Source organism: Bradyrhizobium sp. STM 3561, assembly GCF_045571455.1.
Taxonomy (GTDB): domain Bacteria; phylum Pseudomonadota; class Alphaproteobacteria; order Rhizobiales; family Xanthobacteraceae; genus Bradyrhizobium; species Bradyrhizobium vignae.
This window is the reverse complement of the sequence record NZ_CP120695.1, coordinates 8320437-8347373: the sequence shown is the minus strand read 5'-3', so window position 1 is coordinate 8347373 and position 26937 is coordinate 8320437. Positions and strand designations below refer to the sequence as shown.

The window sequence follows — 26937 nt, the reverse complement described above, 5'->3', positions numbered from 1 at the left end:
GATACATTGGAAGTAGTCCTTGATGAACGGGACCATCTCCTCAAGATATCCCTCGCGAACGCAGGTGCGGATCACGCGCCCTCGCACAGGCAGCTTCGCAAATAACAGCTAAGTGGAGCTAGTCGAACGTTTTCGCTTCGAATCCTATTCAGGCCTCCTCGGCAAATTCGTAAGACGAGGTGTGATCACCGGATGTCGCTCGGCGACGTCAATTCCGGCCATGCAATGCAAACAGCGATGGAGGATCTAAATGGCGGTCCAGCAACCTGCCCCTAGACTTTGAGTGATGATGAGCGTGCCGAACTGAAGTCGCTGACGATGCGGCGCAAGACGGCGCAGGCGCTGTCTCCGAAGCGCCCCGATCGTGCTGACCTGCACAGAAGACGGAAGGTGGTCAGAACACGGAAGTGGCGTACAAACTGTGTGTGGAGCGGCAGGCGGTGGGCAATTAGCGACGTCGCACGGCACGTGCGTTGCCTCAACGTGGTTGGCGGGCTCCTGAGTTAGATCGCAGGCCGTCGCTACAAGCTAGTCGATCTCGATGAGCAGGTCGTTGAGCGGTACCTCCGACATCGAGGCGGGAGGCAGTTTATCCAACCCGGTGACCGGGCCACGCCTGCTGATGGCTATCAGTGTTGCGCGAGGACGGCGCGATCGCGCCGTTGGTGCTTCCGCCTCCTCACGACGCACGAACGGATCTTCAAGGAGTTCGATGCCTACCTGCGGTCAGAGCGGGGCTTGGCCCTGAGGTCCACCGTACGCCATCTCCCGGTCATCCGCAGGTTCCTGCATGAGGTGTGCTCCGGCGACGCCGCCCCCAAGATCAACGAAGAGGACGTGATCCGCTACGTTGAGCGCCACGCCCAGGATTGGAGCCCGGGAACAGGCAGCAGCGATGTGCTGGTCGTTGCCCGCCTTTATCCGTTACCTCCACCATCGGGGCTGAACGCCGCCGTTCGCTGATTGCGTCCATCGATGCGGCGATGGAAGCCCGCAACTCTGTCGACCCATCACCTGCCGCTCAGGTGCGGAAGGCTCTCGACGGTTGCGACCGAGAGACGGTGATGGGACGGCGCGACCACGCCAATCTGTTGTTGCTGGCCAAGCTCGGCCTGTAGGCCACTCCGCCATTCACGAATGGCCTCCTATAGAGATTTCTATAGAGATCGGACATTCGCCGACTGGCCACCGCTCGATCTTGGTGGCCACCTCGCATCGGGCAACTGTCAACAACTTTGACTTTCGAAGCCATGCATTTGGAGCACAGGTAACGTTGGTCCCAAAACGCGTCAGTATAATAAGTATCGACTAGGAATCCTGCTTGCTCGATCAATTGGAAGCCATCGATGATCTCTCTATTTGCTAATGCAGGATTGTCTTCAATCACATAATAGTCAACCCGACACCAGAAAATTGTTCAGGTAAGAAAACACCGAAAATATTTGCACGTGTGCGTCGTCGATCACGAGCCAGGGATGAGGAAGGGTCAGCAAATTTTTGTCAAGGTTTGCGACGTCAGACAGGTCAACTTGATGAAAGGTAAGTAGTAGTGGATGCTCTTGCATTCTCATGAACCAGTTTGGTATACAAATCAAACGAGTGAACTTCGCCGGGCTTCTCACAAAGCACTGACATATTGTCAGCGAACCACAATCCGCTACCACCCTGGCATGAGCCGAGCTCTATAATTGTCCGTGGCTGAAGCTCCCAAATGAGCCTTGGATACAAAGCTAGATCAAAGGGAGTCTTGATAATTATGAGGCCTCGATAAGTTCTCGCCAAGGCTCCAATTTTGGTGTGCGTCGGTCACCGGTCCAAGGGTAGATAGCCGACATCCAACCTCGATCGGAGGGCTTTGCAAAGCGATCAGAACAATCATTATCCAGGACGGCCTTTATTCCGTCGAGAGCACCCGGGTGTAAAAAAGTTGACCGCTGAATCCGTCAGGTCTCATCTGATCGGGGTAGTTCTCGTTACCGGCGTCCCAAAAGGCTTTGTGTTCGGAAGCGATCTTCATTGATGATCTCCGTGCTGCGTCTGCCTTCTTTACCGGGAGCAACTAGCGTGCCACTCGCCGAATGAGGCGCTCGCTCAGGAAGGGTGAGAAACGCACAGGATCCTGAAAGGAGCGGCCTACGCTCTTTGTCGACTTCGGAACATCGGCGCTATCATCGGACATGGACGGGGTGGATTCATACCAGCATCTACTGAAAACCCCTACGCCTGATTAATTTGAGTTTGGGGCCTTGGATTTTTCCTGCTGGGTTGGGATTTGATGTTTGGAGCGGTTATGCCGCGATCAGCTTCGGGATCTGGATCAGGTTGTAGGCGATCAAATTCAGCATGAAGTCGGCGGCGAGCGGACCACGCCGCGATGTTCGGTTTTTCGCATGGTGCCGTGCTGCTTGCCCCAAGCGAAGATGCATTCAACCATCGCCCGTCGCTATTGCGACATACCATAGCCCTCGTGCCGAGTGGTGAGGCCCTCAATCGCGCTCTGACGTCCTCGGTTTGAGGCGCTGTTATATTGCCACATGCGGCGCAACGTTGGCCACGCAGGTCGGCCACGTGATCGGCGGCGTCATCGGCCGTGTTCTCGCCGACCGTGATCCGGCGTCCGGCCTCTTTGGCCTTCACCTGAGCATGCTCGAGGCGCGCCCTCGGCCGTTCCGGTGGCGTGAGTGATCTGACCCTGCCACCGCCAGCCGGTGACGTGGCCGACCAGTTGGCGGGCTCTGAGTTGGATTGCGAGCCGTCGCTATGAGCTGGTCGATGAGCAGTTCGTTGAGCGGTACTTCCGACATTAAGGCGGGAGGCAGTTTATCCAACCCGGTGACCGCCACGCTCAAGCGATGGCTATCAGTGCTGCGAGGACGGCGCGATCGCGCCGTTGGTGGTAGCGCCTCTCACCCAGCACCAACGTATCTTCAAGCAGTTCGATGCCTACCTGCGATCCCAGTGCGGCTTGGCCCCGAGGTCCATCTCCCGGTCATGCCCATTTTTTAACACGAGGTGTGCTCCGGCGGCGTCACCGCCCTGCAAGATCAACCAAGAGGACGATCCGCTACGCTGAGCGCCGCGCCCAAGATTGAGCCCGGGAACAGGCAGGCGACGTGCCGGTCGTTGCCCGCCTTTATCCGTTACCTTCACCATCGGGGCTCAACGCCCGCCCGTTCGCTGATTGCGTCCATCGATGCGGTGATGGAAGCCCGCAACTCTGTCGACCTATCTGCCTGCCGCTCAGGTGCGGAAGGCTCTCGACGGTTGCGACCGAGAGACGGTGATGGGACGGCGCGACTACGCCAATCTGTTGTTGCTGGCCAAGCTCGGCCTGTGGGCCAACGAGGTCGCGACGCTCACCCTCGATGATATCGACTGGCGCGCCAGCGAGATACTACGTTCGCGCCAAGGGCCGCCAGCACGCACGGATGCCGATACCCAGACGTTGGCGTGGCCATCATTGCATATCTGCGGAGTCGCCGCCCAAAGTCGTCGTGCCGACGGTTGTTCGTCCGCACACTCGCGCCGCACATCGGGTTTGTTCCGGATGCGATCACCATGATTGCCAAGGCCACCTCGATCGCGTTGGAATTGACGGTGCGCACGCTGAGGGGCCCATATCTTCCAATATAGTCTCGCTACGAGTCTGATCTGGCGGGACCGTATCGGAAATCAGACAAAGGCGGTGCGAGAATCACGACATTACCCGAATTGCGCGAAGGTCGATATCGATACGTTGAAGATTGAGCCTGCCCTGGCCGGGACGCGTGCAATGGCCAATCTCTGCCGCACCCGATAAGTACCCTGAGCATGCGTAAGGGTTTGGATACAAGTACGAGCACCAGACCGCCGGCTCACCAACTTCCGTTGTTTTCACGGAGAAGCGCAATGCCAGGATCATCACGACGAAGCTGGCCGTGAATAGGCAACGTTGGTCGCCCGATCGTCATGCACCCTGGGCGCTGCGATTGAGTGACGTGCGCGGGTTCGCGCGCCATTTTCGCCAACTTCGATCCGAGAACCGCCCGTCAGCGTGCTGACTGGATGGAAGCGCGCCAAGCCCTATGTCTAGAGCGACGTGGAGATCGATGCGTTGCTGACGGCGGCGCTGGCTCTGCCGCCAGCGGGCGGCTGCGCCGATGGACCCACCATATCCTGTTCGGGCCCATAGCCGTGATGGGCATGCGTATACGAGACCATGGGCCGGGAGCGCGATCAGCTCGACCTCTACGTCGGCGGGCTGATGGTCCGGCTGGCCAAGTTCGGCAAGTCGCGGCTCGTGCCATTGCATCCGCGCGTGCGCGACACTAGCCGACGGTGCACGCGATGCTCGGATCACACTGCGGCTCGAGGTTTTCGTTGCCGAACAGGGAGGCCGCTTGCTGCACCAATCCGTTCATCGCATCCTCTGGCGATTGTCCAGAAAGATCGGCCGGCTGCGCGCCCAGATGATCGTACCGAGCCAAGCGTGCACAACTTCCGTCATCGCTTCGCCTTCCGGACGCTGCTCGACTTGAACCTCCTCCGAATTGATGTGAGGACACCTGTGTAGGCTCGAAGAGCCAGGAGGTTTCGGATGGAAGGACGTCAACGTCGGTCGTTTACGGATGACTACAAGCGGCAAGCGGTTGATCTCGTAGCGTCGAGCGGGCGCTCGATCGGATCTGTTGCCAGGAGCTTGGCCTGCGCGATCCGTGCTGCGGCGGTGGGTGGAGCAGCGAGGGGCCCGGCTAGGAGCCGACGGCGGCGACGCGGCGCCCCACAACGCAGGCGACGCTGCCGTCGGCGGACCACGCGGCGGAGATCGCGCGTTTTCCGGCAGCGGGAGAACGAGCGGCTGCGCATGGAGCGCGATATTTTAAAAACGGTCCAGCACGTGGCGCGCCTGCGCGGCGTAGAAAGCAAGCCTTGTGCTATCCTCGGCGCTGGGAGGGTAGCGGCCGCCTGGATTATTGGAGGCACAATCCCTGTTAAAAAACATAGTCCATGGTGCATGCGAACTTGAGAGTGGTGACGTCGCATGGCGACGATCCCGATTAGAAGATGACGATTGGCATAGCCCAGACCCTCCTGCTCATCATTGAACGGAGGATTGCCATGCCAAGAGGACGATCGGCGACCGACCGGAACTGAAGCTGGTCAATGTCGGGGCCGCCGCCATCGACATTGGATCAAAGATGCACATGGCCGCGGTGGACCCAGCTGCACCGACGTGCCGGTGCGCTCTTTCGGTACATTCACGCAAGACCTGCCGAGCTGGCGGACTGGTTCAGAGCCTGCGGCGTGACGAGTGTCGCGATGGAATCCACCGGGGTCTATTGATCCCGGTTTACGAGATCCTGGAGCAGCGCGGGTTTGAGGTGATCTTGGTCAATGCGCGGTACGCCAAGAACGTGCCCGGGCGCAAGACCGATGTCAGCGAAGCCGCGTGGTTGCGCCAGCTTCATTCCTATGGCCTGTTACGCGGCAGCTTCCGACCTGATGCCGAGATTGCAACCCTGCGCGCGTATCTGCGCCAACGGGAGCGGCTGGTGGAATATGCCGCCGCCCATATCCAGCATATGCAGAAGGCCCTGATGGAGATGAATCTGCAGCTCCATCATGTGGTCTCGGATATCACCGGCGCGACGGGCATGCGGATTATCCGAGCCATTGTTGCAGGCGAGCGGAATCCTGACGTCTTGGCAACCTATCGGGACGCATACATTCATCCATCGCGACGATCCGTGCGGCGCTGGTGGGCAACGACTTACCAACGAACATGCCTTCGCGCTGACCCAGTCGCTGGAGCTCTACGACGTCTACCAGGCGAAGATGCTGGACTGTGACCGCAAGCTCGAGGTCCTGATTGCGCATTCCAGGAATGGTGATCAGGTGTTCCAGACGATGGCGATCACGGATCCAGATGATCGTGATCACAGGAGACGAACACGACTGGGACGGGTTTAAGTGTGCTGGAAAATAGTCTCCTCGTCAAGGATGGTTGGGCTGGGAGATCGTCCATGGGAGGGCCCGTGCGCGGCGCGGAGTGCCCCACGAGCGACGTAGCGACGCGCGGGAGGGGCCTGTGGGCCGGCGGGATCGATGCGCGAGGCGCTCACGGTTTTTCTTTTCGCCGGCCTGACGGCAGGCTGTCGCCCTTGAGCTCAAGGCGATGCGCATTGTGAATGATGCGGTCCAATATCGCATCGCCAAGAGTGGGGGTCGGCACGACGTCGTGCCATTGCGACACGGGGACCTGACTTGTGATCAACGACCCCCTTTGTCGTAGCGATCATCGACAATCTCGAGTAGATCGCGCCGCTGGTCGGCGGTGAGCGGTTCGGGTCCCCAGTCGTCGAGAATGAGGGAGATTGACGCGCTCCAGAGCGGCGATCAGGCGCGCCAGACGGCCTTCGCCGCGCGTGCGGCGAGATCGGCGAACAGGCGAGATGCCCTTGTAGAGGACGGAGAAGCCGTCGCGGCAAGCCTTGTTGCCGAGCGCGCAGGCAAGCCAGGACTTGCCGGTGCCGGTTGGGCCGACGATGACCAGGTGGTTGGCATCACGGATCCATTGGCAGGTGGCGAGGGTCTGGAAGAGCGAACGGTCAAGGCCGCGGGCGGTGCGATAATCGACATTTCATGATGGCGGCCGCCTGGCGGAGCTTGGCACTGGTCAAGCGGCGCGTGAGGCGGCGGTTGTCACGGGCGGTGGTGACCTCGCGATCGAGGAGGCCGAGCTTCAATCGGGATGTGCGGCATCCCGGCCGCCTCGGGATTGTTCTGCAGTTCGACGAGGGTATCGGCCATGGCGGCGAGGCCGAGGGGCGCGCAAGCGATCGACGGTAGGGTGAATGGAGCATGCTGATCTCTCCTGATCAATTGTAGTAACTGCGGCCACGGATGTTGGCGTGGAAGAGGATGGAGCCTCCTCGGCGGGCGGAGCGGTTCTGTCAGTGCCGTTCTTGAGGATGGCGGCGACCGATTTGTACGAACGGGCGTTGATCAGGAGGGCACGGCGCAGGCGGCGTCGACGCGTTCCTGGCCGTAGCGCTTGACCAGCCCGAGAATGCCGATGGCGGAGCGGAAGCCCCTGTTCCGGGTGCGGCCGCGACCGCAGGATGACGTCGATCAGAGTGTCGACGTCGGGGCCGACCTTGGCGGCTTCGGAACGAATACGCCAAGGGTCCAGTCACGATAGCGGCGATGCGAGCTCGGCATATGCTCGGAAACGTCGTTGGGCGATGCGGCAGCGTGCTGCGCAGGTGCGAGGCGATGCGCTTGCCGCGCAGGAAAATCTCGACCGTTCGCGCGGTGATCCGAGCCTCGACCTCCTGATGCACGAGGTTGTGAGGAAAGGTAGTAATGTTTGGCGATCTCGACATGATAGTCGAGATTGACCCGCAGCGCTTCCACTCGGCATACCTGTACGGTTCATCCGGCAAGGGGGTGAGCGCCGGACGATCGAGCTCCTCGAACAGGTCGCGCCGACTTCGTCCCCAGCTGCGCAGCGTGGTCGATTGTTGAGATCGGCGAGAAGCACGGATCGCCCGAGGGCGGCAAGCGAGAAGAAGCGGTGGTGGTGCGCAGGCGCGCCCAGGATCCATCGTCCGACGATTTGGACGCCGACTTCGACCTGGTTTCGTCGCGCGGTTGCCGATACGGCCGCGCCGACGATGGCGGTGCGGTAATGGCGGGCGAGATCGGCATAGGTCCGGTGGACCATCGGCTCATGAAAGCAGGCCCGGGTGATGCCGGCCTTCGTCGCTCACCGTTCGCCGGGCCACGCCGCCGGAAATAGGCAAACGCCCGAACGTGCGAGGCGATCCAGTCCGGCAGGCTCTGGCCGAGGCTGGCCTCGGCGTAGGTGTAGTTCGAGGCGCCGAGCACGGCGACGAAGATCTGCGCGCTCCGCACCTCACCGCTGAGCCCGTCAACCACCTCCATGGTGTGGCCGGAATAATCAACAACGAACAGCTTCTCGCCGGCGACATGAACCCGGCGCAGGGTCGGCTTGAGGCGGCCGGCCCATTCCTTGTAGCGTTCACAGAACCACGAGTAGCTGAAGCTGTCGGAGCTTGCGTCGCAATACTCCTCCCACAACAGCATCAGCGTGACGTTTGAGCGCCGCAGCTCGCGATGCACCAGCGCCCAACTGGCCGCAGGACGCTCGTCGCTGGGCCGATCGGATGGTGGCGGATATAGGCGGTTCTCGAGCCGGAAATATCGTCATCCAGCTCCGGGCGGCAACGGCCAGGTCAGGCCGGCGCGGCGGGTTCGGTTCAGGTACTTGCTGACCGTGCCTTGGGCCAGGCCGAGGCTGCGGGCAACGGCGCGTTGCGACATGCCGACGCTGTAGTGCAGGCGTAGAACTTCACGAATGTGGCGCATGGACAGTCTCTCGGTCGGCATCTCGATCCTCTGCGGTTAGGCAAAAGACCAAGGTAGCCAGGTTGCAGACTGTCAGCGGTGGACGCCTTCCTGGTTGCCCCCGATCGATCACGATCGGCTGGAAATGGTGATCACGATGCTGCTGGAACGCGTGATCACGATGGCCTGGAATCGAGGATCACGATCGGCTGGAACGCGCAGTCCTGATCGCGGCACTGAACAATAAGGGCGCAAAGCCGATCGGAAAGCTATCCAAGCCACGCATCAAGACCAAACAGGTCAACGCACCTACCTTCGATGTCCGACCGCGCTGTACGGCGTGCTCGGCGTCGATCTGACTGAGATCCACGGGTTGGGTCCATCACTGGCATTGAAGCTTGTCGGGGAGTGTGGCACTGTCTGAGGGCTTGGCCGAGCGCCAAGCACTTCACCTCCTGGCTGCGCCTTGCGCCAGGCAACAAAATCTCTGGTGGCAAGGTGCTTTCTTCACGTACCCGAAGGTCTTCGAAAGTCGGGCAGCCGCACTGTTGCGGTTGGCAGCCACAACCGTTGGCAGAAGCGATACAGCGCTCGGCGCATTCTATCGTCGGCTAGCCTCCCGAGCGGGCAAGTCGAAAGCCGTGACGGCGACCGCCCGCAAGATTGCGGTTTGTTCTACAACACACTCCGGCATGGCATGAGCTACAAAGATCCGGGTGCCGCCCACTATGAGCAACAATATCGCAGCCGTCCTCGCCAACCTACAACGCAGAGCCAAATCGCTGGGCTTCGTCTTACAGGCCATTCCGGAGGACGCCAATCCGGCTGTTTCTTAGGAAGTCCATTGCGATCTTTGCTGGAGTTCCGAAATGAGATTCCGCTTCATCGAAGATCGCCGCGCCGACTATCCGGTGACAATCATGTGCGGCGTGCTCAGTGTCTCGCCGGCCGGCTATTATGCCTGGCGCTCGCGCCCGGAGAGCCAGGATCCGCCGCCAATCGTGAGCTCGTCGACGACATCAGGCGGGTTCACCGCGACACCAATGGCCGCTATGGCAGCCCGCGCGTCCATGCCGAGTTGAGGGCTCATGGCCGCGGGGCCAGCCGCGGTCGCATCGAGCGATTGATGCGCCGCCATGGCATCAGGGCCATCATGGCGAAGCCCGCCGGGTGCGGACCACCGACAGCCGTCACGATTTCCCGATCGCCCCGAATCTTCTCGAGCGCAACTTCATCGCCACTGCTCCGAACCAGATCTGGCTCGCCGACATCACTTACGTCGAGACCGAGCAGGGCTGGCTCTATCTGGCCACGCTGATGGATCTCTACAGCCGCAAAATCGTCGGCTGGGCGATGGCAGATCATTTGCGCGCCGAACTGCCGATGGCGGCCCTAGCGATGGCCATTGCGACACAGCGGCTTGGCGCCGGCTTGATCCACCATTCAGATCGTGGCGTTCAATATGCTTCGGCGGAGTATCGCAAGATGATGCAGGCCGCCGGTTTTCGGGCCTCGATGAGCCGCAAGGCCGATTGTTACGATAACGCACCGATGGAGAGTTTCTTCCACACGCTCAAAACAGAACTCGTCCATCAGCAGCATTATGAAACACGTGAGGAAGCCAGACGTGATATCTTTGCTTACATCGAGGGCTTCTACAATCGAAAGCGTCGTCACTCCGCCATCGGCTATATCAGCCCGATCGAGATGGAGCTAAAAGCAGCTTAACCCTGTCCATTTTTCGGGGAAGATCAACTGCTATCGCGAAGGCAAGGACGTCGAGCAGCAACTCCCAGTTCGCCCCACTTACCTCGGCCACGCCGGCCTGCGTAAGACCTACTGGTATGCCTCGGGCTACCTCGACTTGATGGGAAGAAGCGGCGCGGCGTCTCGATCGGCGTAGGAGGTGACGCCATGAAGCCCGCCTGCAATGTCGCCACGTTGATTAAGCGCTTCTTCACCGAGCGCCTCATGCGCCAGCACAATGTTAACGCCAACACGATCGCCTCCTACAGGAACGCGGTCCGGCTGCAGTTCATGTTCGCACAGGTGCAGCTGAGATGGCCTGACACTCACCGATTTGGAAGCAACCTTCATCGGCTTCCTAACTGATCTCGACGTAAAGCGCGGCGCCAGCGCGAAGACGCGTAACCTGCGTCTGCCTGCCATCTGATCTTTTTTCAGATCTGATGTCCTTCGAGGAGCCGGCACATGTGTGTTGATCTAGTGTCCTGAACCAGAAGTTCGCAATATCGCGTTGTGTTCTGCCGGAGCATTGTATCGGCAGAAGCGCTCGATGGAAGCAAGGATGTCATCGGCGGATTTGGTCCATCGGAACGGTTTGGGATCGGCGTTGTGCCGCTCGATGAACGAGGTGATGTCAGCCCTAAGGGCTGCGACGCTGCGATAGACGCCGCGCCTGATCTTCATCGGTAAGGAGCGCTGGTTCGCTGAACTCACCCGCAAGCAGATCCAGCGAGGTGTTCACACCTCCGTCCGGCAAAGCTCGAGGCCGACATTCGTGCATTCATCGAGCTGCACAACAAAAACCCGAAGCCCTTCAAATGGACCAAGTCCGCAGATCAGATTCTGGCTTCGGTCAAACGCTTCTGCCACAAAGCCCAGCAGACTTTATGCGATGAACTTTAGATTCACGTGACTAGCGCGTGCTCGCTATACCGCAAGCGGCACAACAAGTGACAGGTACACCTTGACGCGCCTGAGATCGAGGCGGAGCAACAGTGCTGTTCCCCAACGTGCGCGGGGGCCGGCTCAGTGCCGATAGTGGAACCAGTCGCTCCTGGGAAAGCATGAATCCGCTTCCAGCCAAACGATCGCCTGCTCGCCTTCCCAGAGGCGCTCCGAACGATCAGACTATGCCGAATGGAATGGGCAACCGTGCACGCGATCGAAGATGCCGGCGTGACAACGATGTGCCATACCGGACCCGTTCGGCATAGTTCGGCGGGCGGTATACACTATGCCGAGTGCGGCATAGGCAAGTTTCGACCAGCGCGTCGATGATGGCCCAATGCTCGGCACCACCGTCTGAGCCGGCCCCATAGTGCAGGGTTTCTGACATTCGAAGCCGAGATCGCCTATCCGTACCACCCGGTGATCGCTGATTGTCGATGAAGAAGCCATCTATGATCCACGCTCACCCAATGACCCCCTGTTGCTTGGCATGAGGGGCACATGAGTGAGATGAAGTTGTCGGTCGTCCGGCAACGGTCCGTCGATGCATGCGCCAAAAGCACGGCGCGGTGAACTTCATTTGGCGGTCGCCATCGGCTACGTCAAGACGGATGACAGCCGTATCGAGAATTTCTTGGCCGCCATCGTCTCGAACACGACCTCGATGATCAGGTCCGCGTCGACGTTTTCCGGTCCGCGAACCTTGATCAGCGCCATGCGCTTGGGGGCGCATCTGCCGGAATGCCGCGCTTCGCCGGTTGGATCCCAGTTCTTCTGCATGATGCCCGCCTAAGTTGTTCCTCGCCGGTCTCGATGAGTATCACGGGAATGCAAGTATTAGCAAAAGACATCGCGATTCCGCCGTCCATGGTACCTGCGCCAACGATCGTGACACGATTGACGGGACGCGGCTCTGCCAACTCGAGCAGGCCAGGAATATTTTGGCCTCGCGCTCGGCGAAGAAGGCATATTGCGGCGCCTTCCACTGCTCGCCGGGCGAAGAGTTATTAAAGCCTTCGAACTCCTTCTTCAAATCGTAAATCGGTCGCCGCACCTACCGCATCCGCCGCAGGCGAACGGCGCTTTCCGACCGCATGCTTACTTGATCATGCGATCGCGTCCGTAAAGATTGAGCGGTCTGCCTTGGCCGCGCCGGTTTGGGAGTCGCAATCGCGCAGCCGGCGGAGCGGTCGCTTCTCGAAGGACCTTGCGGGCAAATGCCTCGCCACCGGAAGCGGATCCGCAACAATCTCGTCGATCAGTCCGTAATTCAGCGCGTCCACCGCGCTGATCGGCTCACCCCCAATGATCATTTTGACCGCAAGCCTGGTCCGACTGCGCGCGGCAGAAGCTGTGTGCCGCCGGCCCCAGGCAGCAGGCCACGCTTGACTTCAGGCAAGCAGAGTTTGGCATCGTTCGTCGCGACCTGAAAGTGACAGACCAACGCCACCTTGAGCCCTCCGCGAGTCCGTTGTCGATCGAAGCGACGATAGACTTCGACGAGTTTCCAGCAGCGCCATCATCTCGTTCCACGACGGCAGCTAGGCCGGCTTGCCAAATTCCATGATGTCATCACCGGCGATGAAGACACGACCCACGCACGTCAGAGCGGTCGACTTCACTTCAGGGTCTGAGATCACCGCGTTCACCGAGTTCAGCAGAGACTTGCGCACTGCAGCGCCTTGCGCCAGGCATGGCGGGTGCCGCCGCTGACGAACACATCGTGCCTGCGCAGCCGGTCTACCGCCCATCATCGAGCTCGAGCCAACCTCGCCATCGAGAATGATGCCGTAATCGACCGTAACTGGATAAACCTTGGGCAAGGTCAGACCCGCGTTGCCTAGTGTCCCGAGTCACAAGTTCGCAATCGTAGAATCGCATTAGATCTGCGTGGTTGTGCTGGTGAGATGTGCTGGAACAACGACGGAGGATCCGATGTCGGTCCAGCGACTTGCGCCCCTGATATTGAGCGATGATGAGTGTGCCGAACTGAAGTCGCTGACGACGCGACGGCAGACGGCGCAGGGCGCTGGCTCTGAGAGCCCGGATCGTGCTGACCTGCGCGGAGGGGGACAGAACAAGGAAGTGGCGGCCAAGCTGGGCCTGGAGCGGGCACGGTAGGCAAGTGGCGGCGCCGTTTTGTAGAGCAGCGCGTGGCCGGGCTTCACGACGAGCCGCGTTCCGGGGCCCGCGCACCGTTGACGATGCCCGCATCGAAGCCGTGATCGTGCGAACGCTGGAGAACTGCCCCGAGAACGCCACCCATTGGAGTTCCCGCGGCATGGCAAAGGGCCAGCGGCCTGTCGGTGTCGACGGTGCAACGTATTCCGCGGGCCTTCGGCTCCAGCCGCATCGGATGGAGACGTTCAAGCTCGACCGATCCGAACTTCGTGGCCAAGGTCCGCGACGTCGTCGGCCTTACGTCTCGCCGCCAGCACGCCATCGTTTGTGTGTGGACGAAAAGTCCCAAATCCAGGCTCTGGACCGTAGCCAACCGATGATGCCGATGCGTCCCGCCAGCCAGCCCGAAGGAGCCATGACCACAAAAGGCATGGCACCACGTCGCTGTTCGCCGCCCTCGATATTGCAACCGGACGGGTCATCGGCAAGTCCTACGGACGCCACCGTGCCGCCGAATTCGCAAGTTCCCCCGATGAGATCGAGGCCGCCGTGCCGCACGAGCTCGACGTCCATCTCGTCATGGACAACTACGCCACGCACAAGACCCTCGCTGATCCGGCGATGGCTAGCTAAAAGGCCGCGTTGGCATGTGCACCTGACCCCGACCAGCTCCTCATGGCTCAATCAGGTCGAGCGCTTCTTCGCGCTCCTTACCGACAAGAAGATCAGGCGCGGCGTCTATCGAGTGTCGCCGCCCTCAGGGCCGACATCGCTTCATTCATCGAACGACACAACGCCGATCCCAAACCATTCCGATGGGACCAAGTCCGCCGATGACATCCTTGCTTCAATCGAGCGCTTCTGCCGATACAATGCCCTGAAAACGCCGATGTGGTGTTGCGAACTTCTGGTTCAGGACACTAGCGAGATTGCTACCTAGCTTGACAGACCATTTGTTCAACAAAATGGCCTCCAGCACGCATGCCGGAGGCCTGTTTGGACGTCAAGAGTAGATCCAACTTCCTTAGCTATCACCAGTTGCGTTGAGCGTGAAGCAGCATCGTGGAGGCTGTTTTGGTTCTTCAGCTCATAGGCTGCACCCGGCTTTGCAATATTCGCCTGCAGCGGCAGCGTTACAGTGCTTCCGCTCGCATATTTCTGGTCCAGCATCATGTAATTGAGCTCGGCCAGAAAGGTCAGGCCCTTGACTGGGGTCCAGGACGTGTATGTACCGATCGTCGCATGGTTGAAGTTGGGGTTACACCCAGGAAGCCCGCTCGACAGCGCAAGGTTCGTCACGACTGCACCGCAGATGTAACCCTTGGCCGTCCTGCTATAGCGCACAGCGGCCCACGAACCGTAGAGGGTGCTAGCCCAGCGCGGATCCCAGTTGTGGAGTGAAACCTCCGTTGAAGCCATAGGTCGAAGTCAACTCCTGGCCCGAACCAGCGACGAAGACGGAGTCAGAAACACCAGCAAGTCCAACGCTCTGGTAGGCACCGGCAAACTCGTACCGCCGTACATTGCAAAGACGTTCGACTCATAGCTTTGGAAGTTATATCGGCTCGCACCCTTAGTATAAACTGCCGACATGTTGATCGTATCACCCGGACCACTCGGGATATTCTGATCGACAAAGACAGCTGACCAGCCCAACCCCACTTATCGCCCGGATATCCAGTTACCTCTGACGCCCCATAGTAGCCCGCATGGGTTGTCGAAAGCAGCGACGGACGCCTGGAAGAGGCCCCAGGCCTGATCAACGCGGAGCATGGCGACAAGATCGGGAGCGCGCGAACTGCCGGTGTCATTGGCACCGTACTGACCAAAGGCATTGGCGGGCGTCGCAGCGCTCACGTTCCAGATGCCGCCCTGGTAACTGGTGACTTGATCCTGAGCCGAGAAGGAGGCCGTGATACCCTGACCAAAATCGGCCGTATACGTGAGCTGCGACCACGCGCTCCCCAGCCGCCACTCCTGGCATTTCGTACCAGTTCGCTGGATATTCGGCCCAGGGAGCAGAAAACTGCGACTGCGCCCTTTACCAATTGAAACCAGCGAACTGATAAAGGCGTCATAAACGCCGAGCCTGCCGCCAGCAATCGAGCCGGTACCGTTCGTTCCAGCGGGGAGCTGCATTGTACGCGGTTGCCTGGTCAGGCCCGTACCGGCCCTGTTGTATCCGCCCGAATAACAAGTGAACACACCTTGGGAAGTAGGTACGACCAAACTGTATTCGGTCGCGGTCCGCGTATCGATGTTCAGGGCCTCACGAGCAAAGGCCGTATAGTAGTTGCTTTAGGCGGTTTTGCGCGCCTCCCAAACCGCTATCGGCCGGGTAACCATATGAATTCGTGCGTAAGCCAGCCTCGACACGCAAATAACCACCAAGCTTTGACGGGCAATGGTGCCCGGAACGTAATAGAACCCGCACCATACAACGAGCAGATCTTTCACATACTCGATGGCCTTCGCCTTTACGGGAGATCGGCCGCCTCGCGCCGCCGACGAACATCGCCGCAGAAGTGAGGACAAGGGTCTTCGTCAATTTCATCGATGAACCTCCAAGTTGGAAACGTCATTCCCTTCCAGATCCGCCGCTGCAGCCGCATCCAATGGGTGCGTCTCGACCGATCGACTTCTTCGAGGCCCCCTCGCGTCCACACCTCAGTAATTTCAGACATCAATTGCTGCAATTAATTAATTTTCGATAGCGATATTTGTTGCGAAGGCGTGACGATCTGGCAACAGGCGCGCCGTCATGAGCCGAATTCTATAAATCCGACCAGGTGGGAGGGGCCAGAGGTAATCTGGTGGAGGAATCCTTGACTCTAGCCAAGCGACAGCAAATCTAATTGTTCTAATCAATTGGATTCATTAATTAATATATAGATTGCAAAATTTCCCCTAGGCTCTATGTCGGACGGCTAAAGCGGATACCTGACTACCCGGCCGCTATCGCCAGCGAAACGAAAGACCAACATGGCAGAGAATGAATATCCTGAGAGAGCGGTGCGGGGATTTCATCTGGAACATTGTCGAGATCAACGCCCAACTCGCAGAAATACATAAGGGTTGGGCGCAGATGCTCGGGATCTCCGACCGCAGTGGTTGATCCTGATGGCGATCGATGAGCTCGATGAAGGTCGCGGCGTTTCGGGAACAGCGGTTGCGAATAAGCTGCGAATCCATACCGCCTTCGTTACCAACCAAACGAAGAAGCTCGAAAAAATGGAATTCCTCGTCCGTGTGACGCTCGCCGGATGACGCCCGATTTCTGGAGATATCGCTGACCCAAAAGGCGCGGTCTGAAATCGCCAATCTGTCAATCAAGAGGCAGGCGCTCAACTCGACCATGTTTGCCGAGCTTGATGAGGAGTCACTGCGGTACCTGAACAAACGCCCACCTCGATTGCCAAGAATAGCCGATTGGCATCTCAAAACTGACCATAGGCATATTGTAGCTGCCGAATCCACAACGACTGCCCAAATTTCTTGCCCCATGGCGCCCCTCGAGAAGGAGCACCATTAAGGCGACCTAATTATGGGACGGCCCGAATATCGACAGCGTTGGCGAGGTCTTCACCTTGTACCGGCCGCCATGCCTGAGAATCTGAACCGCCGCGAGCTTGTTTTCGAGCCATCCAAATATACGATCGTCCGAGGTGACGAAGTTTTCGATCTGCCCGGTGGGGGTCTGGGCCACCGGTGATACGGCCACCTCCAGGTCGACGCGCGCAGCGGTGCAGTCGGCTTGCAGGTTCATCGCCTCCGACTCGCTGACCATGCCGCGCCCCCCAGCAATCACCAGAACCGGACATTTCAAATGTCGCGCGAACCGCAAACGACGGATCGACTGGACGTCCTCGTCTACGATATCGGCTGTCCTCGCCATCCAGCGGACAGATGCCGCAGTTGAAGTCCAATTCCAAAGACCACCGTCGCAGACCGCCGCAGCGATCCGGTGATCAAACACAGCGAAATCGGTGGCTAGAGCAGCCGATAATCCTTCCCCCATACACGCCGATCCGAGTGGCATCCACCTCAGACCTAGCTGACAGGTAATCCACACAATAAGAAAAGAAGTTTTCCGGTTGGCCGGGCGAGTGATTTGAGAAGTCGTCGTGACAGACAACGAGGAGAGTGAAATGTCGCGCGGCCAACCGCCACGGGCAAGAGCCTCCGAGCAATGTCGCCCGTGTCTCCTCTTCCCTGCTGATGCAAATGACCGCCGGCCTACGTTCATCGGGTTTGGCGCCGGGCAAGAAGTAGGCTTCGAATTCGCCTTGATCAACACAGGCGAATTTTACCCGCTCCACCTTCTGCTTGAGGGAAGATCCGAATCTCTGAATGCCAGATTGACCTTTCGCCGAAGTTTCTTTGCTTAGCTCATCATCTTCATCGATTACGCCTGGCGACCTCGAAGGCGGTCAGCGCTAAGCCAAGCCTCGGTTGCCCCAGTGAACGCTCCCTTTTTAGAAATTCAGATCACAAAGAAAGCACTGAGCATCGCCGATCTTGATCCACTTTGCGGTCCAGTTTTGTCGACTGCTTGCTGCCCAGATGCGCTCGAGCTTGTCCAGGAACACCGCGGCACCTCGCCGTGTGGACGCAAGATCCCCCCATATTTGGGGCCAAGCAGCGCACAACATCCGGTTCGCCTCTTTGATACCGATCCACTATCGGATCACAGGAATATTAACTTTGCCTTCCCAGCCGAATTTCCTCAATGTCAGTGCTAGGCTTTGCCGAAATTCTGCTTCCTATTTGGCAAGGCGCACGGTTTCCGCCGAGAGAGCACGACACACGCAAGGTCTGGTTGAGCCGACATGACAATGATACGGACGCCGGAACATTCGTGAAGTTCAGCGTCTTCTGGCGAGCGTCAAATGCGGTTCATCGCTTGTCGCAGAGCAGATCAAGTCGGCGGGCCTCCCGGGCGGAGTAGAGCAACCGCAAGCACCCAACTCGAAAACGAACTCGTGCGCTGGTCGCTGGCTACTTGGAATTGAAGATCGCGCGGCAGTGGCGATTCTGCGAAAAAATTAAGCGATCAGCTCGCTTCCTGACAGTTCGTCCGACTAAAAGCGGGATGGGTTTGGGTCTGACCGATTTGGGACTCCCAAATCAGTCGGTTTCTGATCCACCATGCTGGCTGGATTGAGGCCAGTATCGATGGGCAAGCCGTACTCTCTTGATCTTCGCAAGCGTGTTGTGGCCGCGATCGAGGGCGGATGTCCCGCAATCAGGGCCGCCAAGCAGTTTGGGGTGGCAATCAGCACGGCCATCAGCTGGATGAAGCGGTTGATGAGACCGGTGGTGTCGAGCCCGGCCAGATCGGCGGCTACAAGCCGAAGGCAATTTCGGGTGAGCACGCAGTTTGGTTGTCGCAGCGGATCAAGGACGGCGATTTCACCATACGCGGTCTCGTTGCTGAGCCTCGCCGGGTGCGGCCTGAAAGTCGATTATCACTCGGTGTGGGACTTCGTGCATGCCGAGAAGTTCAGCTTCAAAAAAAGCGTGGCGGCTGGCGAACGCGATCGTCCCGAGGTCGCGCGGCGGCGAGCCCAGTGGGCAAAGTATCAAGATCGCGTCAAAGCTGAACGGCTGGTCTTCATCGACGAGACTTGGACTAAGACTGATATGGCCCTTGCGGGGATGGGCGCCGCGCGGGAGCAGACTTCACACAAAGTCCTCATGGCCGCTGGAAGACCATGACCTTCCTGGCGGCCCTGCGCCATGACCGGATCGATGCGCCATGGTTCATCGAGGGGCCGATCGATGGCGTAAGCTTCCGTACCTATGTCGAGAAGGTTCTCCTGCCGACCCTTCAGCCCGGTGACATCGTCGTATTGGACAATCTCGTAGCCACAAGAGCAAAAGTGGTTCGCCAACTTATCCGTTCGGACGGCGCCAAACTCTTCTTCCTGCCAAAATACTCGCCAGACCTGAACCCCATCGAACAGGTCTTTTCCAAGCTTAAGCACTTGGTCCGCAAGGCTGCCGCGCGAACCGTCGACGCCGTCTGCGCTGCAATCGGCCAAGCACTCGATGCCTTCACCTCAGAGGAATGCGCCAACTACCTCAAAACTCAGGCTATCGAAGCTAATGCCATCATGCTTTTTAGACCTTTACGCTTTCACGAGCGAGGGAGTGAATAGCTTCGCGCAAAATGATCGTCAGCGGCAATCCCGAGCCTTCGACCACATAGAAGCTTTGGTGCTTAAGGTCGCGGACCAGTCGGCGGATGCTAATCCGGGTCGAGCAGGGTAACGCGCAAGACGCTTCTTGCCACACGGACTCGACGAGCGGATGGATGCATTTATCTGCGTGCTTCTTGATCATGTTACGGGCAATGACGATTTGCTGAATCTGAGTTGTCCCTTCGTACAACCGGAACAGCCGAACGTCGCGGTAGAAGCGCTCAATGCTGTATTCAGTCATGTAGCCCGCTCCGCCGAATATCTGCAGCGCACGGTCGGCCACGCGGCCACACATCTCGGTAGCGAACAGCTTGCAGCATGATGCTTCCGTCGACACGTTCTTTCCGTCGTCGCGCCTACGTGCGGCATCGATTACCATCGATTTGGCGGCGTAGAGTTCCGCTTGGCTATCGGCGAGCATCGCCTGCACAAGTTGGAATTCCCGATAGGCTGATTGAATTGTTTGCGCTCGATCGAATAGTTCAGCGCGTCGCGCAACATGCGTTCTGCCGCGCCGACCGCGAGGGCCGCAAGGTGGATACGGCCCTTCTCCAGTACCTTCATCGCGGTTTTGAAACCTTTGGCCTTCCCGGCCACCGATGACCTGCGAGGCTGGCACGCGGCAATTCTCGAAGATCACATCGGCCGTGTGTGCGCCCTTGGCCCATTTTCCTATCGCGCGCGCGCGATGGTAATGCCTGGCGTTTGCGCTCGACAATGAACGCCGTCACGCCGCCAGCGCCCTTATTCTCGGGATTCTGTGCGCCATTAGGGTGAAGATGCCCGCATGCGGCGCATTGGTGATGAAGCGCTTTGTGCCATTGACGACGTAGAAATCGCCGTCGCGGATCGCGGTCGTGCACAGCGAAGCGGAGTCCGATCCGGCCTCGGGCTCGGTTAATGCGAACGATGCAATGATTTCGCCGGTCGCAAAGCTTGGGCAAGTACTTTTTCTTCGCCAGTCGAGACCGTCGAGCAGGATGCCTTGCGAACCGATCCCCACCGTCGTGCCGAATACCGATCGGAAGGCCGGTGAGGTCTGGCCCATCGCCATGATGACCAGCGCCTCTTCTTCCATCGTAAGGCCTAGCCCATTGTACTCCTCGGGGATCGTAAGACCGAACAGGCCGAGCTCCTTCATCTCGGCAATGATGTCTTCGGGGATCTCGTCGGTTTCGGCGACGACATGCTCGGCCGGCACAAGCCGCTCGCGTACGAAGCGTTCAATGGAATCGAGTAACGCGTTCAACGTGTCGTGACGCGGATCATCATGTCTCCTCTGTTCCCAGATTTGTGATTGGCTCAACAGCGCGCTGCCCACGATGCGGAGGAGCTCGCCGGCATGACCCGTCACCGGCTTACCAAAGGATGATCGTTCTCCAGGACGCGGTGGCGTGATCTCGGTGGCCCGATATACTCATCCGTTAAAAACGTATACCTGCTCAGAAGGCCGAATTTTCCTAATCTAGGACCTCGCATTGCCGAAATTCCGTCGTCGATTGAGAAAGGCGAAGTTTTCTTGGCAACAACGGCGATTTCCATGTTTACACGAGCAAGACAAGCGGCCGCAGAGTTTTGGAACCATTGAGCCGGTCGTGATCGCCGCCGCCCCTCGAGTGTCATTAGTCGCCTTGCCTGAGTACCGACCCGCTCGGCAGAGCACGTCGGCACTGAACAGCCCGTTTCTCGCATTCGCCCCGCCAGTCCACCCCTTTCCCATCGGGAGTTTTTGGCTGCGTGTTGTTCTCCCAGGCAATATGCAAGCGAGCATCCATAAGCGAGCCCCTGCTAGCATGAGGCACACCGGACGCGCGGGGATAGAGTTTCGAGGTTACTACGCTAGATGACCCCGTTCGCTTCAACTCTGCGATCTTCGCGCCATTATAGCCGAGCTTTCCGGACAAGATTTCCAACGTGTGCTCGCCTAATCTCGGCGGGTAACGATACTTTTGACCGGAGTCTCAGAGAACGTGAGCGCATTGCGGATCAGAGACAGCGACTGCTTGAAGGGATGGTCAACCTTCACCTCCATCCCGCGCGAGCGCACATGAGGATCGGCGAAGACTTGCGTAAAGTCGTTCACTGGGCCAGAGGGGACGCCAGCCATTTCCAGCTCCTTCAGCCAGTAGGCGACATTATTCTTCAGAAAACGTCCGGCGAAGATCGCCATGATCTCCTTGCTGTTGACGACACGGTCGTTGTTCTTGACGAACTTTGGATTGGTTGCGAGCTCCGGTGCGCCCAGCACGGCGCAGGTCCGCGCGAACTGGCCGTCATTGCCGACCACCAGCATCAGCTCGCCGTGATAGATCTGGAGATAGTGGGACAGCGAGGCGATGACCGTGTCGAGCAGGCAAACGTCCACGTGCTGCCCCTGCCCGCCGTTCACCTTGCGATGATAGAGCGCAGACAGGATGCCGATCGAGGTGTTCATGCCGGTCATGTAGTCGACGATGGAGGGACCGACCTTCATCGGCCCTGCGCCGGGCTCACCGTCCATGTGGCCGGTGACGCTCATCAAGCCGCCCATGGCCTGGAAGATCGCGTCGTAGCCTGCGCGCGGCGCGTATGGGCCCGTCTGGCCGAAGCCGGTCACCGAGCAGTAGATGATGCCGGGATTGATCTTCCGGATCTCTTCGTAGTCTAGCCCGTAGCGCTTGAGGTCGCCAAACTTGTAGTTCTCCATGAACACGTCGACATCATTGACAAGCTTGCGAATGATCTCCTGCCCTTCCGGCTTGGCGATGTTGACCGTGACGGACTTCTTGTTGCGATTGGCGCAGAGGTAGAACGAGTTGTTGTTATTCTCCTTCCCTTCTGGGTCAGTGAGGTAGGGTGGGCCGAAGGCGCGCGCATCGTCGCCAGTGCCAGGCCGCTCGATCTTGATCACCTCGGCACCGAGATCGCCCAGCATCTGGGCCGACAAGGGCTCGGCGAGCACGCGCGTGAGGTCAAGGATCTTGATGCCAGAAAGCGGCAGAGTCGACATAAGCGTTCCCTCCTGGATTTGGACATGCGCCGCGCTCTGAAAAGCCCGACCGATCACGATGTTACAGCGGATCCCAAGAGAATACGTCCGGTGATCTATCCAAAGGCGCGAACTGAGATCGCAGCGCAGGGATGGCGTGCTCCTCGATGCTCAGGGGCTCCCATCCCTCCGAACGATGGACGAAACGCACTGGCCGGCACTGCGAAAACAGAATCAGTTCGTTTCCGCGGCTTCCGAATATCTGTCCGGTTATTTCGGCTGCACGATCCGAAGCCAGGAAAACCGCCAGCGGCGCGTTCTTGCTCGGCGTCATTCGACGTATCTTTTCGATTCGCTCGCGCTGCTCCGGGGTGTTCGCGGGGATGGCATTTGTCATCCGACTCCAGGCGAAAGGCGTAATGCAGTTGGAGCGCACGCCGTAGCGTTGCATATCCAACGCGATAGACTTGGAGAGCGCGGCGATGCCCAGCTTAGCCGCCGAATAATTGGCCTGACCAAAATTGCCGATCAACCCGGAGCTCGACGTCATGTGGACGTATGCGCCGCAGTTCTGAGCGCGAAAGTGATCCGCGGCAGCTCTCGACACAAAGAACGACCCGTTCAGGTGGACGTCGACGACGGTGGTCCACTCTTCCGACGACATCTTATGAAACATCTTATCCCGAAGAATACCGGCATTGTTGACCACGATGTCGACGCGACCGAAGTGATCGATTGCGGTCTCGACAATTCTGGTGGCGGATGCCCATGTTGCGACGCTATCCGCGCTGACAACGGCTTCCCCCCCCGCTTCCCGGATGATCGATCGCGTTTGTTCGCCCGGAGCCGTAGAGGCTTCGCCCTCGCCTGAGAGGCCGGTGCCGATGTCATTGACGACCACTTTCGCGCCTTGCGCTGCCATGGCTATCGCGATTTCACGGCCGATGCCGCCACCGGCGCCAGTAACGATAGCTACCTTGTTCTCGAGTATCATACGAGTTTTCCGACGCCGAGGTTAATTCGATCTAGACGAAAGCGTGTCTGTTGTGCCGAAGATCGTCGTGCACTGGCTCGAAAGCACGCCACCATTGCCGTGAGCGAGAGCGATCTTCGGCGCATTCACCTGCCGCTCGCCGCATTCGCCGCGCAACTGACGTACGGCTTCAATCATGGCCAGCAGGCCGTACATGCCGGGATGACAGTAGGAAAGCCCACCGCCATTCGTGTTTACGGCGAGCCGTCCACCCGGTGCGATGCCACCGTCCTGTACAAAAGGACCACCCTCGCCCTTGGCACAGAATCCAAGGTCCTCAAGAAAAAGAATCGGCGTGATCGTGAAGGCGTCGTACAGCATTGCTACATCGACATCGCCGGGACGACAACGAGCCGCCGCAAACGCTCGCTGTCCCGATACGATCGCCGCCGTGGTTGTGAGATCCTTCATGTTCGATATCGATCCGTGCCCGATGGCTTCGCCACTGCCCAGAACATAGACGGCAGGTTTACGACAATTGCGGGCGCGCTCGGCGGAAGTGACCACCACGGCGCCGCCGCCATCGAGGACCAGACAGCAGTCACGGACCGTGAGCGGCTCTGAGACCATCCGCGATGCGAGCACGTCGGCTCTGGAAAGCGGCTCCTTTTCCCAAGCCGCCGGGTTACGGAGCGCCCATTGGCGTGCTGCCACGGCCACGTCGGCAAGCTGGTCACGGGTTGTGCCGAACTGATGCATATGGCGCGCTGCAGCCAATGCGTACGCGCTCACCGGCATCACTGGGTTGAACGGGGTCTCATACGGATTGATATCGGTCGGCGATGCCGATTGCCGCGATACCGATTTCTGCGTGCTCCCATAAGCGATCAAGGCAACCTCGCACAGGCCGCACTCGATAGCTGCGGCCGCATGCGCCACATGGGACATGAAGGAGGATCCACCGACTTGGGTCCCGTCGAAATACCGGGGATTGAGACCGAGATATTCGGCCAGCATAATCGGGCCGAATCTGACCTGAGCGCTAGCTGCGAAGATGCCATCAATGTCCCAAATTTTAAGGCCCGCGTCGTCCAGCGCCCGCATGGTTGCCTGCGCCATGAGGTCGACCGGAGTCATATGGGGAGCAACGACGCCGAGATCCGATTCCGCCACACCGACCACCGCCAGCTTTCTGACCGTCTTCATTGACCAACCTCCGAGGGCATCACCAGGTCGAAAACAGGGATCGGCTCGGCGCCCTCGTCGAGTATGCGAACTCGGACGCGCGATCCGATCCTGATCTTCGACGGTTCGCCCTCGACGCGGCTCATCAACCGAAAACCTTCGTCGAGATCAACAAGGGAGACGTTATATGGGAGGCAGTTTTTCGGCCGGATGGCGGTCGTCGAATAGATCGTTCCGAGCCCTTTGGAGATCTCCCAACGAAGGTTCGTGTCCCCGGCCGGCGACACCACGCGAGGAAAGAAAATGGGGGCACCCGCCGCGTCGCGTTGAAAGGCTAGCTGCCCCTTGCGAAGGTGATCGAGGTAGATCTCCCGCGGAGATCGTGAACTAGGCGCCATAACAAATACCATAGATGAGAATGTAATCGATAGGTTCGTACATATGCTTTTGTTCTGAATGACTGTCAATTGCCGCTGCAAATTTTTCGAAGGCATTCTAAAATAAGATAAATGGAGGAAAGCTGCTTGCCGACACGTTGGGCGATTGTTGCGAAGTTGCTGGAAGAACGCATCGTGAGCGGTGAATACGCGCTTGGTTCCATTATCCCGACGGAGATGGAACTTGCCCAGCAATTCGACGTCAGCCGGTCCACAATTCGGGCGGCTTTGAGGGAATTGCAGCAAGCCGGAATGATCTCACGCCGCCGTAATGCCGGAACAAAAGTCGAGGCCGCACGCCGTTCGCTCGGGCCGGGCAGTTATAATCAGACCTTGGCAAGCATCGAGGACGTCGTCCAATACGCCGCAAAAACCGAGCGAAGAGTCCAGGAGATCGAGAATGAGACGGTGGATGAGGCGCTCGCGTCCCTCCTCGAATCGTCGGTGGGCCAGATCTGGCTTCGCGTATCGAGCGTTCGTCTATCTGCGACCAAGACCGCCCCTCCGTTGTGTTGGACTGACGTTTATGTGAATGCAAAATTCGCTCCTCTCGTCCGAGAGCGGATTCATGGCTACCGCGGACTTATCAGCAACCTCATCGAAGAGTTCACCGGACACCAGACGAGCGAAATACAGCAGCGGATGACCGCCACGGGCGTGCCCAAGCGGATCGCCAAGCTCCTTCGCGCAAAACCGGAATCACACGCGCTCGAGATCGTCCGCATCTACCGCGACGTCAAAGGCCGAGCTTTCATCGTAAGTCGCAGCATCCATCCCGCAGATCGCTTTTCTTACGAAAGCCGATTGCGGCGCCCCCCGGCCACGAACGGCCTCCGGGCCATGAAGTGACCGCCTGGGCAAGCCGCCTACTTTTCAGCCGTCGCTCGTCTCGGAAAAGCCTTCGTAAACCCAGCCGTGACGATGATAACCGGAGCAGCCGTCGTCATCCTGGTAGCGCCCGCTATTCTTAATCACGGTAATACCGCGGGCCTTCACTTTGGCTTCGAAGGAGGCGACGTCCCCATCCTTCCACATCTCAAGAGGGACGGCCTCGCCCGGATAAACCGGAAGAAAATCGCGCTGCGTGCGCCTTGAAAGCAATCGAATCGTAGTCGGCATAGGTTTGCGAGATCCCGCGGCAGGTGATGCCATAGGCGCACATGCAGTGAAGGATGGCCTGCGGAAATTCGGCGCGTTTGGCAAATGCCGGATCGGAGTGCAGCGGGTTGCGGTCTCCACAGAGCCGGTAGATTAGAGCTTGGTTGAGGCGAGTGGAGACGTCGAGGATCTTATCGGGAACGCGGTTGGGCACCTGATGCGGGATGGGTTGCCCCTCGGACGATCCTCCAAAGCCTCCGTCGACGCGGGCAAAACGCAAAGCCACGAGCGTTGCCAGCGGCTCGCCATCGCTATTCTTCAGCGCGGTCCGATGTCGGATCACTGCCCTTCTCGTGGCCCTCGTTTAAATACCGCGAGCACGGATGAATCCGCCTGACGTGCGTGGCCGTCGCGAGCGGTTTGTGAAAGGTGATGTCGCGCTCGCCATCCGCACCATGAGGCGGTTGAGAACATCTCGCCGGGGCCAGCGCCCCATGCGCTACGGAAGCGAAGATCGGCACCACCTTCAACGGTCGTGCTGTCGCAGTCGCCTTGTTGACAAAAGCGAGCTTATTCTCATCCAATAGATCGGCGCCCATGCCGATGCCATAGGCGTACAGCACACCTCGCGATCGCCGTAGGCATATTTCTGGCCAAAATTCTTCATGGCCATCAGCCGTTCGTAGCGGCATATCCGGCCATTCCTAACGAGGCTCGAGCGCGGGCTGGTTTGCTACTCTTGTGGAATGGTCATGACACGTCCGCGGCCTCGCAACAGTGCCCGTCAGTCGGCTCGGCACAGTTAGTCGTTTGGCGAGACGGTACGCGCTTCTATCGCGGCTTTCCGAAGCTGGCAACGCTCATCCGTCAGGAACGCGCCAAATTGCCAAATACCACTTGCGAACGTTG

19 protein-coding genes and 12 pseudogenes are annotated in these 26937 nt (G+C 59.0%); 12 read left to right on the top strand and 19 right to left on the bottom strand.

All coding sequences use genetic code 11. From position 1 onward, the window contains the following. The first annotated feature begins 738 nt into the window (after window positions 1-738). Together P6U28_RS39350 and P6U28_RS39345 are read left to right on the top strand one after the other, a co-directional pair. Window positions 739-963, top strand: a complete 225-nt coding sequence (locus P6U28_RS39350) for a hypothetical protein (protein ID WP_407121274.1) — start codon at window positions 739-741, stop codon at window positions 961-963. Between the two features lie 20 nt (window positions 964-983). Beyond that, window positions 984-1118 (top strand): hypothetical protein, encoded by a 135-nt coding sequence (locus tag P6U28_RS39345; RefSeq protein ID WP_407121272.1) that lies wholly within the window; start codon window positions 984-986, stop codon window positions 1116-1118. A gap of 406 nt (window positions 1119-1524) precedes the next feature. Here P6U28_RS39345 and P6U28_RS39340 read toward each other — a convergent pair whose 3' ends face one another. Next, window positions 1525-1782: a CmcI family methyltransferase gene (locus tag P6U28_RS39340; protein ID WP_407121270.1), complete on the bottom strand. Its 258-nt coding sequence runs from the start codon at window positions 1780-1782 to the stop codon at window positions 1525-1527. Between the two features lie 1501 nt (window positions 1783-3283). Here P6U28_RS39340 and P6U28_RS39335 point away from each other — a divergent pair. The 3 genes and pseudogenes from P6U28_RS39335 (at window position 3284) to P6U28_RS39325 (ending at window position 5828) form a co-directional block, all read left to right on the top strand. Beyond that, entirely contained in the window at window positions 3284-3562 is a 279-nt protein-coding gene (locus P6U28_RS39335) for a hypothetical protein (RefSeq protein WP_407121268.1), read from the top strand. A gap of 1014 nt (window positions 3563-4576) precedes the next feature. After that, window positions 4577-4864 (top strand): annotated as a pseudogene (locus P6U28_RS39330) (transposase); the annotation flags it as partial. 454 nt (window positions 4865-5318) lie between these two features. Next, window positions 5319-5828, top strand: a complete 510-nt coding sequence (locus P6U28_RS39325; protein WP_407121266.1) for a transposase — start codon at window positions 5319-5321, stop codon at window positions 5826-5828. A 269-nt stretch (window positions 5829-6097) separates the two neighbouring features. Here P6U28_RS39325 and P6U28_RS39320 read toward each other — a convergent pair. Both P6U28_RS39320 and istA read right to left on the bottom strand, forming a co-directional pair. Further along, window positions 6098-6556: pseudogene (locus tag P6U28_RS39320) on the bottom strand (ATP-binding protein); the annotation flags it as partial. 301 nt (window positions 6557-6857) lie between these two features. Beyond that, a pseudogene (istA, locus tag P6U28_RS39315) lies at window positions 6858-8391 on the bottom strand (IS21 family transposase). 179 nt (window positions 8392-8570) lie between these two features. Here istA and P6U28_RS39310 point away from each other — a divergent pair. Together P6U28_RS39310 and P6U28_RS39305 are read left to right on the top strand one after the other, a co-directional pair. After that, window positions 8571-9185: pseudogene (locus P6U28_RS39310) on the top strand (transposase); the annotation flags it as partial. Between the two features lie 33 nt (window positions 9186-9218). Further along, a pseudogene (locus P6U28_RS39305) lies at window positions 9219-10077 on the top strand (IS3 family transposase); the annotation flags it as partial. 126 nt (window positions 10078-10203) lie between these two features. Here the strand turns inward: P6U28_RS39305 and P6U28_RS39300 are convergent. After that, complete coding sequence (locus P6U28_RS39300) at window positions 10204-10446, bottom strand: hypothetical protein (RefSeq protein ID WP_407121264.1); 243 nt, start codon at window positions 10444-10446, stop codon at window positions 10204-10206. Window positions 10447-10572: 126 nt separating this feature from the next. After that, window positions 10573-10776 (bottom strand): annotated as a pseudogene (locus P6U28_RS39295) (IS630 family transposase); the annotation flags it as partial. Between the two features lie 10 nt (window positions 10777-10786). Here P6U28_RS39295 and P6U28_RS39290 point away from each other — a divergent pair. Next, window positions 10787-10998, top strand: a pseudogene (locus P6U28_RS39290) (IS630 family transposase); the annotation flags it as partial. A 642-nt stretch (window positions 10999-11640) separates the two neighbouring features. On the opposite strand, the gene P6U28_RS39285 reads toward P6U28_RS39290, so the two are convergent. From P6U28_RS39285 to P6U28_RS39270, 4 genes are all read right to left on the bottom strand, one after another. Continuing rightward, window positions 11641-11823: a hypothetical protein gene (locus P6U28_RS39285; RefSeq protein ID WP_407123214.1), complete on the bottom strand. Its 183-nt coding sequence runs from the start codon at window positions 11821-11823 to the stop codon at window positions 11641-11643. Continuing rightward, window positions 11751-11912 carry a hypothetical protein gene (locus P6U28_RS39280; protein ID WP_407121262.1) on the bottom strand — a complete coding sequence of 54 codons (162 nt, stop codon included), beginning with the start codon at window positions 11910-11912 and terminating at the stop codon, window positions 11751-11753. The genes P6U28_RS39285 and P6U28_RS39280 overlap by 73 nt, the downstream gene beginning before the upstream one ends. Window positions 11913-12352: 440 nt before the next feature. Continuing rightward, window positions 12353-12493 (bottom strand): enoyl-CoA hydratase/isomerase family protein, encoded by a 141-nt coding sequence (locus tag P6U28_RS39275; RefSeq protein ID WP_407121260.1) that lies wholly within the window; start codon window positions 12491-12493, stop codon window positions 12353-12355. A 91-nt stretch (window positions 12494-12584) separates the two neighbouring features. Next, a complete protein-coding gene (locus P6U28_RS39270) occupies window positions 12585-12866 on the bottom strand; it encodes a hypothetical protein (protein ID WP_407121258.1) in 282 nt (93 codons plus the stop codon). A 112-nt stretch (window positions 12867-12978) separates the two neighbouring features. On the opposite strand from P6U28_RS39270, the pseudogene P6U28_RS39265 reads away from it, so the two are divergent. Then, window positions 12979-14104: pseudogene (locus P6U28_RS39265) on the top strand (IS630 family transposase). A 17-nt stretch (window positions 14105-14121) separates the two neighbouring features. Here P6U28_RS39265 and P6U28_RS39260 read toward each other — a convergent pair. Both P6U28_RS39260 and P6U28_RS39255 read right to left on the bottom strand, forming a co-directional pair. After that, window positions 14122-14583, bottom strand: coding sequence for a porin (locus tag P6U28_RS39260; RefSeq protein ID WP_407121256.1), 462 nt, complete (start codon window positions 14581-14583; stop codon window positions 14122-14124). 243 nt (window positions 14584-14826) lie between these two features. Further along, window positions 14827-15423, bottom strand: coding sequence for a porin (locus tag P6U28_RS39255; protein WP_407123172.1), 597 nt, complete (start codon window positions 15421-15423; stop codon window positions 14827-14829). 861 nt (window positions 15424-16284) lie between these two features. On the opposite strand from P6U28_RS39255, the gene P6U28_RS39250 reads away from it, so the two are divergent. Further along, the gene (locus tag P6U28_RS39250; protein ID WP_407121254.1) at window positions 16285-16431 is read left to right on the top strand and encodes a hypothetical protein; all 147 of its coding nucleotides are present in this window, start codon (window positions 16285-16287) and stop codon (window positions 16429-16431) included. A gap of 271 nt (window positions 16432-16702) precedes the next feature. Here P6U28_RS39250 and P6U28_RS39245 read toward each other — a convergent pair whose 3' ends face one another. Further along, complete coding sequence (locus P6U28_RS39245) at window positions 16703-17182, bottom strand: alpha/beta hydrolase family protein (RefSeq protein WP_407121252.1); 480 nt, start codon at window positions 17180-17182, stop codon at window positions 16703-16705. Window positions 17183-18339: 1157 nt separating this feature from the next. Between P6U28_RS39245 and P6U28_RS39240 the strand changes: the two are divergent. Continuing rightward, window positions 18340-19325 (top strand): annotated as a pseudogene (locus tag P6U28_RS39240) (IS630 family transposase). Here the strand turns inward: P6U28_RS39240 and P6U28_RS39235 are convergent. The 6 genes and pseudogenes from P6U28_RS39235 to P6U28_RS39210 all read right to left on the bottom strand — a co-directional run bounded on the left by P6U28_RS39235 (window position 19288) and on the right by P6U28_RS39210 (window position 24960). Then, a pseudogene (locus P6U28_RS39235) lies at window positions 19288-19931 on the bottom strand (acyl-CoA dehydrogenase family protein). The pseudogenes P6U28_RS39240 and P6U28_RS39235 overlap by 38 nt on opposite strands. A gap of 163 nt (window positions 19932-20094) precedes the next feature. Continuing rightward, on the bottom strand, window positions 20095-20673 hold the full coding sequence (locus P6U28_RS39230) for an acyl-CoA dehydrogenase family protein (protein ID WP_407121250.1): 579 nt from the start codon (window positions 20671-20673) through the stop codon (window positions 20095-20097). Between the two features lie 541 nt (window positions 20674-21214). Continuing rightward, window positions 21215-22356 (bottom strand): annotated as a pseudogene (locus P6U28_RS39225) (CaiB/BaiF CoA transferase family protein); the annotation flags it as partial. Window positions 22357-22417: 61 nt separating this feature from the next. Beyond that, the gene (locus P6U28_RS39220) at window positions 22418-23329 is read right to left on the bottom strand and encodes an SDR family oxidoreductase (protein WP_407121248.1); all 912 of its coding nucleotides are present in this window, start codon (window positions 23327-23329) and stop codon (window positions 22418-22420) included. A gap of 21 nt (window positions 23330-23350) precedes the next feature. Beyond that, window positions 23351-24514, bottom strand: a complete 1164-nt coding sequence (locus P6U28_RS39215) for a thiolase (RefSeq protein ID WP_407121246.1) — start codon at window positions 24512-24514, stop codon at window positions 23351-23353. After that, the gene (locus P6U28_RS39210) at window positions 24511-24960 is read right to left on the bottom strand and encodes a Zn-ribbon domain-containing OB-fold protein (RefSeq protein WP_407121244.1); all 450 of its coding nucleotides are present in this window, start codon (window positions 24958-24960) and stop codon (window positions 24511-24513) included. The genes P6U28_RS39215 and P6U28_RS39210 overlap by 4 nt, the downstream gene beginning before the upstream one ends. A gap of 57 nt (window positions 24961-25017) precedes the next feature. Here P6U28_RS39210 and P6U28_RS39205 point away from each other — a divergent pair, with 57 nt between their 5' ends. Next, window positions 25018-25779 (top strand): GntR family transcriptional regulator, encoded by a 762-nt coding sequence (locus tag P6U28_RS39205; protein ID WP_407121242.1) that lies wholly within the window; start codon window positions 25018-25020, stop codon window positions 25777-25779. A gap of 114 nt (window positions 25780-25893) precedes the next feature. On the opposite strand, the pseudogene P6U28_RS39200 reads toward P6U28_RS39205, so the two are convergent. Continuing rightward, window positions 25894-26701: pseudogene (locus P6U28_RS39200) on the bottom strand (MaoC/PaaZ C-terminal domain-containing protein); the annotation flags it as partial. Window positions 26702-26937 lie beyond the last annotated feature (236 nt).